We start from the raw sequence: 12,479 nt of genomic DNA, 5'->3' as shown, positions 1-12,479 counted from the left end.
TCCTCGTCCCCGCGTCGTTGCGGCGAGGCCCGTCCGGGCCGGGCGCACGGTCGGTGACCTCGGCGGTCGCCGCGTCCTGCTCTCCCGTCCTGCTCTCGAGCGGCACGTCCGTGTGCGCGACTCTCGCAGCGTAGGGAAGCGCTTTCCGAGTGTCAAGAGATCCGTGCGCGCGGCGCCGAGGAGGCCGCAGGGACGACGACGGCGGGCGACCGGACGTGCCGGTCGCCCGCCGTCGGGGGCGTCGCGCGGACGGGTCAGGAGGCCTGCGCGAAGGTCTGGATGCGGTCGATCTGGAGCGGCGGCTTCTTCTCGCCCGCGGTCACCGCGACCGGCAGCCGGTTCTGCGCCGGGGCGAGCGGGCACGTGACGAAGTTCGTGAACGCGCACGGGAAGGAGAAGGCGCGGTTGAGGTCGACCACGGTGTCGCCGTCCCGCTCGGTGTCGGGGATGCGCACGAGCCGGCCGTTGCCGTAGGTCTCCTTGCCGCTCGTGGTGTCGGTGAAGTGCGCGTTGCCGCGCTCGATGCCCGTGTCGTCGTCGGGGCGCCCGGCGACGAGGAGCGTGTGCTCCGTCCCGTCCAGGGTGAACGTCACGGTGCCGATCACGCGCTGCTCCTCGAACACCCCCCGCTCCACCGTCGGGTAGTCCGACGCCTGCTCGGCCGTCCGCGTGAACCGCGCCGGGAGGACCCACCGCTCGTCGAGCGGGAACGTCTCGATGTCATCGAGGCGCTTGCGGGCCGCCTCGCGCGGGTCGCGGACGCGCACGCCGAAGATCCGACGGCCGGTCGCGTCGGTGCGGCGGATGGTCTCGACGCGCAGGTCGCCGTAGAACGCGGGCACGAGGGAGTACTTGTGGCCGGTCGACACGGGCGTCGGCGAGGTCACGGGGGCGCCGTCGAGCGTGACCGTCTCCCCGCTGCCGTCGGGCGTGTACACGACCTCGTCGTCCTGGACCGACCAGGTGCCGGGCACGCCCTCGACCTGCAGCGGCTCGTCGCCCGTCAGCCAGTCCTGGCTGACCATGGACATCCACCCGTACGGGCTCGTCAGCTCGTCGATCCGGGCACGGTGCCACCGCTCCCACTCCTGGCGGTACTCGGCGCTCACTGCGGACATGTCGGTCCTCTCGTCGATGGTTCGGGTCACGGGTCGGGTCACAGGTCTGGACAGGGTCCGGGGTGCAGGTCAGGGCACGCGCGTCGCGCGCTCCACGAACGCGCGCACCTGCGCGAACGAGTCGGCGTCGGCGAACGCGTTGCCCGCGGGGGTCCCGCCGGCCGACAGCTCGATGCCGGAGACGGGGTGGCGCGTCGGGCCCTGCGCGACGGGGAGGTGCGGCAGGGCGATCGAGTGGCCCGCATCGGGGTAGTCGAGCAGCAGCGTCTCGTGGGCGTGGCCCGCGGCGCGCAGCGTCTCGACGACCTGGCGGGCGTACATGCTCGAGGGCCACAGGCCGTCGGCCATGCCGGAGACGCACGCGACGGGGCCCGCGATGCGCTCGACGGGGATGCGCGACGCGGCGGCGAACCGGCGGTCGCGCAGGCCGTCGACGTAGACGTCGCGGTACCGGTCCGGGGGCGGCCCGCCGGTCCACGGCTGCCACGTCACGCCGGGGTTGTCCTGCCACAGGTGCGGGAGCGGCTCGCCGTCGAGCGTCCACGTGGGGGAGTCCCACCCCTGCGCGGGGTCCGCGGCGCCCTGGGAGCCGTGCACGTGGGCCCCGGGCACGTAGGCGACGACGGCGCCCACCAGGCCGGGGTAGGTGGCGCCCAGCAGGAGCGCGAGCTCGCCGCCCCGCGACTGGCCGCTCACCACGACGACGCCACCGCGCGGCGCGAGCTCGCGGTGCACGTGGTGCAGCGCGGTCTCGAAGTACTCCAGCGGCGTGCGGGTGATGTGGTCGGGCAGCCCGGGAACACCGAAGTAGCCGAGCGCGAGCGCCTGCACGCCGCGCGACGCGTAGAGCGCGCCGCGCTGCTCGTTGATCCCGCCGCCGGAGCCGTTGAGCACGACGATCGTCGGGTGCGGACCGTCGCCCTGCGGCACGAAGAGCGTGCCGACGAGCCCGTCCTCGCGGACCTCGCGCCGTCGCACCCCGGGCCCGGTCCAGCGCTGCACGAGGTCGGCCGTCGCGCGCTGCGTGGCGTCGGACTCGTCCCACGCCTCGAGGCGCGTGCGCAGCGGATGCTCGACGTCGGTCGGGGCCGGCCGGCCGGGCGCCGTGCCGACCGTCGGGGCGGGCGTCGGGTCGGGCCGCTGCGACGTGAGGAGCGCCATCCCGTCGACGCGCCCGTAGTCGCCGGACATCGGCGGGTCGCGGTCGAGCCGGACGGTGCCGGACCGGTCCGCGCGGTAGGTCGCGCGGGCGGACCACGCGGTCCCGGAGCGGTCCGTCGTCGCGCGGACCGTGACGAGCGCGCCCGGGGCGGCGCCGCTCACCTCGATGCGGCGGGGGACGTCGAGCAGGTCGTCGGCGGGGCTGACGGTGAGCCGGAGCGTCACGGCGTGCCTCCCGTCGTCGGGTCCAGCGCGTCCCAGACGTCGCGGTCGACGTCGAACGCCTCCGCGTCCGGCCGGGCGCCCGGGACGCGGCCCCCGGCGCGCGCCCAGTCGTCGCCGAGGCGGTCGGCCCGGTCGGCGAGGTCCTCGGCGCCGAACGCGCGGGGGTCGAGCGCGAGCACCCAGAGCCCGCGCCCCACGGCGTCGCCGCGCGCCCCGGTCAGCAGCCCGGCGAGCGCCTCCACCGTGAGACCGAGGAGGGACCCGAGCAGCCCCGCGGGGAGCAGCGCGCCGACGGCGCCCGCGTCCCGGGTGGCCTCGCCGTCGGGGCCGAGCGCCGCGCCGTCGGGCAGGGGCGTGCCCTCCCGGGCGCGGCGCCGCGCGTCGGCGAGCGTGACGGCGCTCGTCGCGGCGTCCACGACGAGCGCACGAGCCTGCCCGGCCCGCGGCACCGCCACGGCGAGCGGGTTCGTGCCGACCACGGGGGCGGTCCCGCCGTACGGGGCGACGGTCGCGGGGGACTGGGCGAGCGCGACCCCGACCAGCCCGTCCTCGGCGAGCGCGCGGACGTACGCGCCGACGCGCCCCGTCCCGCCCGCGTGGCGCACGGCGACCACGCCGACGCCGAGCGCGCGTGCGAGCCCCGCCGCCCGGCGGACCGCCGCGGCGAGCGCGACCGGCCCGGGGAGGTCGTACGCGTCCAGCGTCGCGGTCGCCCCGGTCACGACGGCGGACGGCGCCCCGGTCCCAGGCCGCCCCGTCGTCGTCCGCTCGTACGCGTCCCGCAGCTCGCGGACGAGGAGCGCGAGGCCGAACTCCGGCCACCCCGACGCGTCCCCCGCGACGACGGCGCGGGCCGCGAGGTCGGCGTCGGCGGGGTCGTGGGCGGCGAGCGCCGCGCGGGCCCGGGCGCGGGCGTCCGCGGCGTCGACGCGCACGGTGGGGGTGGCGGGCACGGCGGTCCTCTCGGGTCGTGGCGGTGGGTCGGGTCGTGCGGGTGGGTCGGGCGGGACGCGCAGGTCGTCACGCGGGAGAGACGCTCAGTCGTCGCCGAAGAACGCCCCGGAGTCGATCGCGAGGCCCATGACGACGCTGCGACCGCGACGGATGTGCTCGAGCTCGAGGCGAGCCGCGCGCTCGCCGTCGCCCGCGCGGAGCGCCTCGATGAGGAGCCGGTGGTCGTCGAGCGGCGGCCCGGGCTCCAGGGGCTGGCGGCCGCAGAGCCGGAACGCCCGCTCCAGGTCCTCGAGCGCGAGCTCGGTGATCGCGTGCAGGCGGGGGTTGCGCGAGTACTTCGCGACCCGGCAGTGGAACAGGTGCGACGCCGACAGGATCGACTGCACGTCCTGCGCCTGCGGGTACGTGCCCTCGGCGATCGCCGCGAGCTCGTCGATCTCGGCCGGGCTCGCGTGGGCGGCCGCGAGGCGCGTCGCCATCGGTCCCGTCGCCTCGCGCACGTCGAGCACGTCGACGAGCGTCTTGAGGGTGACCGGGGCGACGCGGCACAGGGCGCGCGGGCGCACGTCCACGAGGCCGTCGTGGTCGAGGCGGTGCAGCGCGTCGCGCACCGGCGTGCGCGACGTCCCGAACTCGGACGCCGTCTCCGTGACGTCGATCTCCTCGCCGGGGCGCAGCTCGGTGAAGATGATCCGGCGCCGCAGCTCGTGGTAGATCCGGTCCGCGGCCGGGACGACGCTCATGCGCCGGCCCCGGGCACGCGGGACGGGTCGGGGTGGGGTGGGTTCATGCTGCCTCCTACTGACGGGACCAGGGCACGAGACGTCGTTCGAGCACCGTGACCAGGGTCGTGGAGAGGTAGCCCAGCACGGAGATGGTGACGATGCCCACGTACATCTTGGCGACGGCGAACGTCGTCCACGAGCTCCAGATGAGGTAGCCCAGGCCGTTGCGCGACCCGACGAACTCCGAGGCCGCGATGATGACGAACGCGCCGCCCACCGCGAGCTTGAGCCCGGTGAAGATGCTCGGCAGCGCGGCGGGCAGCGCGACCGTGCGCCAGCGCTGGAGCCGGCCCGCGCCGTTGGCGGTCGCCACGTCGAAGTAGATCTGCGGCGTCTGGAGCACGCCGCCCATCGCGTTGTAGAAGACGTAGAAGAACACGCCGATCGCGACGATCACGTACTTGCTCGCCTCGCCGAGGCCGAACACGAGGAGCAGCAGCGGGAAGATCGCGACCTTCGGCACGGGCAGCAGGCTCGCGAAGATCGGCCCGAGGAGCGTGCGCAGGGTCGTGACCGACCCGAGCGCGATCCCGAGGACCAGCCCGGGCACGGCGCCGAGCACGAACCCGATCGCGATGCGCGTGAGCGTGATGCCCGCGTGCTCGAAGAGCTCGCCGCTCCCGACGAGCTGCGCGAACGTCTCGGCGATCGACGACGGCGGCGGGAAGAACCGCGCGTCGAGCACGTTCGTCCGGCTCGCGAGCTCCCACACCGCGAGGAGCAGGAGCGGCGTGAAGGGCCCGACGACCCGCACGAGGCGACCCGTCCGCCGACGGCGCAGCTCCTCGGTCAGCTCGCGCGTGATCTCGGCCGTGCGGTCGTCCGCGTCGTGGGGCGCGTCCGGGGCGCCGCCCGGCGCGGCGTGGCCGCCCGGGCGGACGGGGGCGCGCTCGTCCGTGGGGGTCGTCATGCGACCGCCTCCCGGACGCCCGCGGCGGAGCGCTCGTCCGCCCCCGCCGCGTCCTGCGCCTCCGCGTCCCGCAGCAGCCGCCACAGCTCGTACGTGATCTCGCCGTGGCGCGGGTCGCGGCGCAGCTCGAGGATGTCGCGCGGTCGGTCGAAGGGGACCCGCACGTCGGCGAGGATGCGCCCGGGCCGGGCGGACATGACGACGACGCGGTCCGCGAGCACGAGCGCCTCGTCCACGCTGTGCGTGATGAAGAGCACCGACCGCGAGGTCTGCGACCAGATCTTCAGCAGCTCCTGCTGCAGCACGACGCGCGTCTGCTCGTCGAGCGCGCCGAACGGCTCGTCCATGAGGAGGGTCGCGCCGTCGTCGGCCAGCGCCCGCGCGACCGACGTGCGCTGCCGCATGCCGCCCGAGAGCTGGTGCGGGTAGAAGCCGCGGAACTCCGTGAGACCCACCATGTCCAGCAGCGGGGCGACGCGCTCGCGCCGGGCCGAGCGCCGCACGCCGCGCAGGCGCAGGGGGTACTCGACGTTCTGCTCGACCGTGAGCCACGGCAGCACGCCGTGGTCCTGGAAGACGACGGACGGGCGCGCCGCCATCGTCACCGTGCCGCGGTCGGCCTCCTCCAGGCCCGCGAGGATGCGCAGGAGGGTGCTCTTGCCGCACCCGGAGGGTCCGAGCACGCAGACGAACTCGTTGTCCTCGATGGTGAGGGACACGTCCTGGAGCGCGACGAGCACGTCGTCGCGGCGACGGTCGTGGAACCCCTTCCAGAGGCCCTCGACGGAGACGGCCGTCACGAGCCGAGCTCCGCGGCCCGCTCGCGCGCCTGCTCGAGGAGGTCAGCGCGGAAGATGCTCTCGACGTCCGCCTCGCCCTCGTACTCGAGCGTGCCGCGGTCGCGGAAGAACTGCTCCTGGGCGTGCACGTCCTCCCAGTCGATCTCGCCCGTCGGGTCCTGCTCCGTGAGCGCGAGCGACGTGAGCGTCTCGACCGGCAGCTCGGTGTACCGCGCGATGATCTCCTGGTTCGCCGGGTCGTCCCAGCCGCCCGCCTCGAGCTCCGCGGCGGCGCGCAGGTACGCGGCCGTGAACGCGACGACCGCGTCGGGGTGCTCGTCGACGTACTCGGTGCTGAACACCAGGGCGCCGAGCTCGGTGCCGGCGTGGTAGTCGATCGGGAGGATCTCGGACGCGATGCCCTCGCTCTCGAGCGACGACGAGATGGGCTCGATCGACCAGGCGGCGTCGACCGAGCCGCCCACGAGCGCGGGGCCCGTCTCCGGCGGGCCGACGTTGACGAGCTCGACGTCGTCGAGCGTGAGGCCGCCGGCCTCCAGTGCCTTGGCCACCGAGTAGATGCCGAAGCCGCCGTCGCCGGGGATGCCGACGCGGCTGCCGGCGACCTGCTCGATCGACGTGATGCCGGAGTCGGCCGCGACGACGAACGGGGCCGGGTTCGGCCCGCTCTCCGGCACGCGCGAGACGCTCGCGATGACCGAGAGCGACGCGCCGGCCTCGGTCGCGTTGAACAGGCCCGCGCCCCACGTCGCGCCACCCGCCGTGACGTTGTTCGTGCTGACGAGCTGGTAGGTCTCGCCCGACGTCCCGCCCTTGGCGAGGAGCTCGACGTCGACGCCCGCCTCCTCGAAGTACCCCTTGTCCTCCGCGAGGAAGAACGGCGCGTAGTCCGCGTAGGGGGAGTAGAGGAACGAGATCTGCGGCGCGGCGTCGTCCCCGCCGCCGGACGGGTCGCTCCCGCCCGCACAGCCCGCCAGGATCCCTGCCGCCGCGACGAGCGAGATGGTGACCGACGAGCGGCGTGAGATGGCCATGAGTCCTCCTGGGGTCTGACACACGAGCAAGCGCGCCGTGATGTGCTTGCCACTATGCGCTAGTGCATCAGTTGGCCCCAGCGTGGTCCTCATCGTCTCGCTCAGTGGGACGACGTAACGCGAAACGACGCCGCACGGGGCATCGGCCGGCCGGGCGCGGCCCGCCCGCCCGGCCTGCCGTCCTCAGGGCTCGAGGACGCGCGCCTTCTGCTCCGCGAGCTCGGCGTCGGTGAGGACGCCCCGGTCCCGCAGCGCGGCGAGGTCGCGCAGCTGCGCGATGCGCACGTCCATCGCGGACGCGCCCCCGGAGGCCGTCTCGCCGTGCCCGGGGTCGTGCGCCCCGCCGTGCGCCCCGATGTGCGCGCCGGACCGGTCGTCGTCGGGCAGCCCGGTCACGGCGCCGAGCACGCCGACGAGGTCGGTGTCCTGCACGCGGTACGTCGTGCTCGACGCCGGGTGGGCACGCCCGACGTCGTCCAGCATCTGCTGCACGAGCGCGCCCACGGGGCCGCGGACGACGAGCTCGACGTCGGGCCGGTCGTCGGGCGCCGCCGTGCGCAGCTCGACGAGGTCGAGCCCCAGCGCCGCGAGCCGCTGGAGGAGGCCGTACAGCGCGGCCTGGTCGCGGACCCGGGCCTCGAGCCGCGTGCACTCCACGGACCGGCGCACGCCGAGCTCGGCGAGGTCGGGCTCGGGCAGCACCACCGGCCCCAGCACCGTCACCTCGACCAGCGTCGTGCGGTCCATGCGTCCTTCTCCCGGCTCGCCCACGTCGGTCCAGGATGCGCGGGCACGGACCCGGGCGGGATCACCCGGCGGGGGTGGCCCGCGGCGCCGGGCGGCCGACTACCCCCGACGGGTGAGCACGCGGACACCGGGACCGCTCCACAGTGGGAGCGTCACGGGACCGCCGTGACCCGACACGAGGGGTGCCCGATGGACGGATTCTGGGACTGGTTCTGGCTCATGGTGTGGTGGTTCTTCTTCATCGCCTACCTCGTCGTGCTGTTCCAGATCGTCGCGGACCTGTTCCGCGACAAGACGCTCAGCGGCTGGTGGAAGGCGCTGTGGATCGTCGCGCTGATCTTCGTCCCGTACCTGTCCGCGCTGATCTACGTCATCGCGCGCGGGCGGGGCATGGCGGAGCGGCACGCGGAGGAGCAGCAGGCGCGTCGGCAGGTCATGGACGACTACGTGCGGGCCACGGCCGGCTCCGGCAGGTCGCCCGCGAGCGAGATCGCGGACGCCAAGGCGCTGTACGACGCCGGCACGATCGACGCCGACGAGTTCGCCCGGCTCAAGGCCCGAGCGCTCGCCTGAGGACGCGCGATGGCCGACGAGACCGCGCCGGGGCGCGAGGCGTCCGACGTCGCCGCGCGCCTCGCCGCGCTGGAGCGCGAGAACGCGGAGCTGCGGCGCCGGCTCGAGGAGCGGCCGGCCGCCGCGGTGCCCGCGGGCCCGGACGGCGACGCGACCCCGCCGGAGGCGGCGCGGCGGCCCCGGCGGGGGCTGCGCGCCGCCGCGTGCGCGGTCCTCATCACGCTCGGGGCGCTCCTCGCGCCGCTCGGCGCGGTGTCGGCGTGGGCGCAGCGCGAGCTCACGGACACCGACCGCTACGTCGCGACGGTCGGACCGCTCGCGGGCGACCCCGTCGTGCAGTCCGCCGTCGCCGGGCGGCTCACCGAGGTCGTCATGTCGCGCATCGACGTGGCCGCGCTCGTCGACGACCTCGTCGGCGGGCTCGAGGAGCGCGACGTCCCGCCGCGCGCGACCCGCGCGCTCGCCGCGCTGGAGGCGCCGCTCACGAGCGGCGTCGAGTCGCTCGTGCACGAGACGGCGACGCGGCTCGTGGAGAGCGACGCGTTCGAGGGCGCCTGGCTCCAGGCGAACCGCGTGGCGCACGAGCAGCTTGTCGCCGTGATGCGCGGCGAGGACGGCGACGTCCTGCAGGTGAGCGACGACGGCCGCCTGTCCATCCAGCTCTCCGGCCTGATCGACCTGCTCAAGGAACGTCTCGTGGACCGCGGCCTGGACGTCGCGGCCCGCATCCCGTCGGTCGACGCGACGTTCACCGTCGCGCAGTCCGCCGAGCTCGTCATGCTCCAGAACCGGTACGCCCAGGTCGTGACGCTCACGACGTGGCTGCCCTGGGTCGTGCTCGGTCTGCTGGCCGCGGGCGTCCTCGTCGCGAACCACCGCTCGCGCGCGCTCGTCGTGGCCGGGCTCGCCCTCACGGGGGCGATGGTCGCGCTGGGCGTCGGGCTCGCCGTCGCGCGCGGCCTGTACCTCGGCGCGCTCTCGGGGCAGGTGCTGCGGCTCGACGCCGCGGAGGTCGTGTTCGACCAGGCCGTCGGCTACCTGCGCCTCACGCTGCGCACCGTCGGCGTGCTGGGCCTCGTGGTCGCGCTCGCCGCGTACGTGGGCGGGCCGAGCGCCTCGGCCCGCAGCCTGCGCGCGGGGCTCGGGCGCGCGGGCGCCGCCGCGCGCGGCTGGGGCGAGGGCCGGGGCGTCTCGACGGGTCCCGTCGGCGACTGGCTCGGCCGGCACAAGGCGTTCGTGCGCGTCGTCGTCGTGGCGGCCGCCGCGCTCGTCCTGCTGGTCGCGGGCACGCCGACGCCGGGCCTCGTCGTCGGGGTCGCGCTCGTCGCCGGCCTCGTGCTCGTCGTCGTGGAGATCCTCGCCCGGCCGCCCGCCGTCGTCGCCCCGCCGCCCGGTCCCGGGCCGGCCTGAGGCGCGTGGCGAGCCCGCGCTCCGCTCGCCCTGCGGTCCGGGGGCCCCGGGAATACCCTGCCCCCATGGCCTCGGTCGAGCCCCGTGCCGAGCCGGAGGACGTGACGCACGTCACGGACGCCTCCGGGACCTCGCGCGCCCGCACCACCGTCCCCGAGCTGCCACCGTCCACGGTGGGCCGCCCGGAGGTCGAGGCGCTCGTCGCGGCGGCGGCCACGCGCCGCCTCACCCTCGTGTCGGCGGGCCCGGGCTGGGGGAAGACGACCGCCGCGGCGCGGTGGGCGCGCGGCGGCACCGGCCCGCGGGTCGCGTGGCTGACGCTCGAGCCGTTCGACGACAAGCCGGCCGCCTTCTGGGCCGACGTGCTCGCGGCGCTGCGGGCGGCCGGGGCGGTGCCCGCCGGGCACCCGCTCGACACCCTCGTCGTGCCGCCGCGCCTCACGCCGGCCCTCCTGCGCCGCGTGCTCGCGGCGATCGAGGCGCTGCCCGAGCCCGTGGTCCTCGTGCTCGACGACTTCCACCACGCTGCGTGCGCCGAGGTCGCGGCGACGGTGGACGACCTCCTGCGCTACCGGCTGCCCCTGCACCTCGTGGTCCTCACCCGTGTCGACCCGCTCCTGCGCCTGCAGCGTCTGCGCGCGCAGGGCGAGATGACGGAGGTCGGTGCCGCCGAGCTCGCGTTCGACGCCCCCGCGGTCGCGGCGCTGGCGACGGCGCAGGGCCGCGACCTGGCGGCGGACGACGCCGGGCGCGTCGTCGGCGAGACCGGCGGCTGGGCCGTCGGGGTGCGGCTGCGCGTCGAGGAGCACGACGCGACGAGCCGGGCGCGCGCCGCCCGCTCGGCGGCGGAGTTCCTCCTCGCCGAGGTCCTCGACAGCCAGGGGCCCCAGGCCCGGCGGTTCCTCCTGCGCACGAGCGTGGCGTCGGCGGTGTGCCCCGACCTCGCGGCCGTCCTCGACCCGGGGGCGCCGACGGACCGGCTGCTCCCCGGCCTCGCCGCGGCGGACGGTTTCGTCATGACGTCGGGCGGCCGGCGCACCTGGTACCGCTACCACCCCCTGCTGCGCGAGATGCTCCTGCACCAGCTGCGCACCGAGGACCCGGCGGGCCTGCGCGAGGCGCACCAGGCCGCGGCGCGCTGGTTCGCGCAGGACGGGCAGGCGCTGCGCGCCCTGGAGCACGCGGCGGCCGCGGAGGACTGGCCGCTGCTCGGCGAGGTGTTCGTCGAGGGCGCGGCGGCGGAGCTCGCGGGGCCGCACCGCGAGACCGTCGCCCAGGTCCTGCGGCGCGTGCCGTACGCGACCCTGCGGCCCGATGCCCGCCTGCACCTGTGCGCGGGCGCGCTCGCGACCGTCGACGAGCGGTTCGACGCCGTCCGGCTCCACGTCGCGCGGGCGCGCGACCTCCTCGCCCCGGCCGCGGACCCGGTGGCCGACCCCGCCGCCGCGGTGCTCCTCGAGCTGCTCGCCGCGTCCGCCGCGCGCTCGACCGGCGACGTGCGGGCCCTCGCGACGGCCGCGGGCGCCGCGCTCGCCGCGGCGGACGCGGTGCCGTACCCGTTCCCCGCCCTCGAGACGTACCGGGGCCTCGCGCGGGCGCACCGCGCGGCGGGCCTCGCGTGGTGCGCGGTCGGCCCCGAGCCGGCGGGGGAGACGACGTCGGGCACGCTCACCGCCCCTGGTGGCCGGTCGTGGCGCGCCCCGCAGCTCTACGTCCTCGGGGCGCGCGCCGCCGCGGCGCTCCTCGCCGTCGCGGCCGGTCGGCTCGACGCGGGGGACGGCGCCGCGCGCGAGGTGCTCGTCGAGGCGGAGCGCCGCGGCTGGGACGGGTACGCGCACGTGCGGCCCGCGCACGCGGCGCGCGCGTGGGTGCGGTATCTCCGGGCGTCGGACGACGGGCTCGACCGGCACCTCGCGCACGCCCTCGCGGCGGACGCCGGCGGGCGCGAGCCCGCGTCCGAGGCGGCCGTGCGGCTGCTGCAGGGGCTCGTCGCCGCGGACCGCGGGCACGCGCGCGCCGCGCGGCAGGCGCTCGTCGCCGCGGACCGCGCCCTGGGGCGGTCCGCGACGCCCCCCGTGCTCGCGGACCTGTGGGTGCGCGCCACGGCGGCCGCGCGTCTGGTCGACGACGGTACGGGCCCGGCGCTCGGGGCGCGCCTCGCGCGCGAACGCCTCGGGAGCGCCGCGGTCGTCGCGGTCTGCGGTGCGCGCGAGCTCCTCGCGGCGGGGCGCACCGGGGCGGCGGAGCGTGCCGTGGCGGGCCTCGGGGACGCGCCGGGGGAGGAGGCGGACGTCGTCGTGCGGGTGGAGGCGGCGCTCGTCGAGGCGTCCGCGCTCGCCCGGGCGGGCACGTGCCGCGTCGACGCCCCGCTCGGGCGGGCCCTCGACCTGGCCGCCGCCGAGCGGGTCGTCCGGCCGTTCCTCGCCGTCCGGGGCACCGAGCTCGACGAGCCGCTCGCGCGCGCGGTCGCGCGCCGCGACGACGCGCTCGCCGCGCTGCTGCGCACCCACCTGGACGCACCGGGCCGGGCACCGGAGCCGGTCCCGCTCGTCGAGCCGCTCACCGAGCGCGAGCTCGCGGTCCTCGCCGTCCTGCCGTCGATGGCGAGCAACGCCGAGGTGGCCGCCGACCTCTTCGTGTCGGTCAACACCGTCAAGGCGCACCTGAAGTCGGTCTACCGCAAGCTCGGCGTCGGCTCGCGGCGCGAGGCCGTGCGGCGCGGCCGCGAGCTCGGCGTCGTGCCCTGACGGGTCTTCCGAGGA

11 protein-coding genes are annotated in these 12,479 nt (G+C 76.6%); 3 read left to right on the top strand and 8 right to left on the bottom strand.

Features of this window, described 5'->3' with window-relative positions; genetic code table 11:
* Positions 1 to 254: 254 nt before the first annotated feature.
* The 8 genes from B9L22_RS12205 to B9L22_RS20525 form a co-directional block, all read right to left on the bottom strand.
* Positions 255 to 1,118, bottom strand: a complete 864-nt coding sequence (locus B9L22_RS12205; protein WP_086150551.1) for a DUF1684 domain-containing protein — start codon at positions 1,116 to 1,118, stop codon at positions 255 to 257.
* A 69-nt stretch (positions 1,119 to 1,187) separates the two neighbouring features.
* Positions 1,188 to 2,504 carry an acyl-CoA thioester hydrolase/BAAT C-terminal domain-containing protein gene (locus B9L22_RS12200; RefSeq protein WP_086150550.1) on the bottom strand — a complete coding sequence of 439 codons (1,317 nt, stop codon included), beginning with the start codon at positions 2,502 to 2,504 and terminating at the stop codon, positions 1,188 to 1,190.
* The gene (locus B9L22_RS12195) at positions 2,501 to 3,457 is read right to left on the bottom strand and encodes an Ldh family oxidoreductase (RefSeq protein ID WP_158097205.1); all 957 of its coding nucleotides are present in this window, start codon (positions 3,455 to 3,457) and stop codon (positions 2,501 to 2,503) included. The genes B9L22_RS12200 and B9L22_RS12195 overlap by 4 nt, the downstream gene beginning before the upstream one ends.
* Positions 3,458 to 3,541: 84 nt before the next feature.
* Complete coding sequence (locus tag B9L22_RS12190; RefSeq protein ID WP_086150548.1) at positions 3,542 to 4,201, bottom strand: GntR family transcriptional regulator; 660 nt, start codon at positions 4,199 to 4,201, stop codon at positions 3,542 to 3,544.
* 55 nt (positions 4,202 to 4,256) lie between these two features.
* Positions 4,257 to 5,153, bottom strand: a complete 897-nt coding sequence (locus B9L22_RS12185; protein ID WP_081600323.1) for an ABC transporter permease — start codon at positions 5,151 to 5,153, stop codon at positions 4,257 to 4,259.
* A complete protein-coding gene (locus B9L22_RS12180) occupies positions 5,150 to 5,953 on the bottom strand; it encodes an ABC transporter ATP-binding protein (protein ID WP_086150547.1) in 804 nt (267 codons plus the stop codon). Before B9L22_RS12180 ends, B9L22_RS12185 begins: the two co-directional genes overlap by 4 nt.
* Positions 5,950 to 6,987, bottom strand: coding sequence for an ABC transporter substrate-binding protein (locus B9L22_RS12175; protein WP_021482976.1), 1,038 nt, complete (start codon positions 6,985 to 6,987; stop codon positions 5,950 to 5,952). Before B9L22_RS12175 ends, B9L22_RS12180 begins: the two co-directional genes overlap by 4 nt.
* 183 nt (positions 6,988 to 7,170) lie before the next feature.
* On the bottom strand, positions 7,171 to 7,734 hold the full coding sequence (locus B9L22_RS20525; protein ID WP_086150546.1) for an SHOCT domain-containing protein: 564 nt from the start codon (positions 7,732 to 7,734) through the stop codon (positions 7,171 to 7,173).
* 189 nt (positions 7,735 to 7,923) lie between these two features.
* Between B9L22_RS20525 and B9L22_RS12165 the strand changes: the two genes are divergently transcribed.
* From B9L22_RS12165 to B9L22_RS12155, 3 genes are all read left to right on the top strand, one after another.
* Positions 7,924 to 8,307 (top strand): SHOCT domain-containing protein, encoded by a 384-nt coding sequence (locus B9L22_RS12165; protein ID WP_086150545.1) that lies wholly within the window; start codon positions 7,924 to 7,926, stop codon positions 8,305 to 8,307.
* Between the two features lie 9 nt (positions 8,308 to 8,316).
* Positions 8,317 to 9,717, top strand: coding sequence for a hypothetical protein (locus B9L22_RS12160; RefSeq protein ID WP_086150544.1), 1,401 nt, complete (start codon positions 8,317 to 8,319; stop codon positions 9,715 to 9,717).
* 65 nt (positions 9,718 to 9,782) lie between these two features.
* A complete protein-coding gene (locus B9L22_RS12155; protein WP_086150543.1) occupies positions 9,783 to 12,464 on the top strand; it encodes a LuxR C-terminal-related transcriptional regulator in 2,682 nt (893 codons plus the stop codon).
* Positions 12,465 to 12,479 lie beyond the last annotated feature (15 nt).

This window comes from Cellulosimicrobium sp. KWT-B, assembly GCF_002127155.1.
In the GTDB taxonomy this organism is placed as follows: domain Bacteria; phylum Actinomycetota; class Actinomycetes; order Actinomycetales; family Cellulomonadaceae; genus Cellulosimicrobium; species Cellulosimicrobium funkei.
Note: the sequence above shows the minus strand (reverse complement) of the source record. Positions and strands in the feature narration are given on the sequence as shown.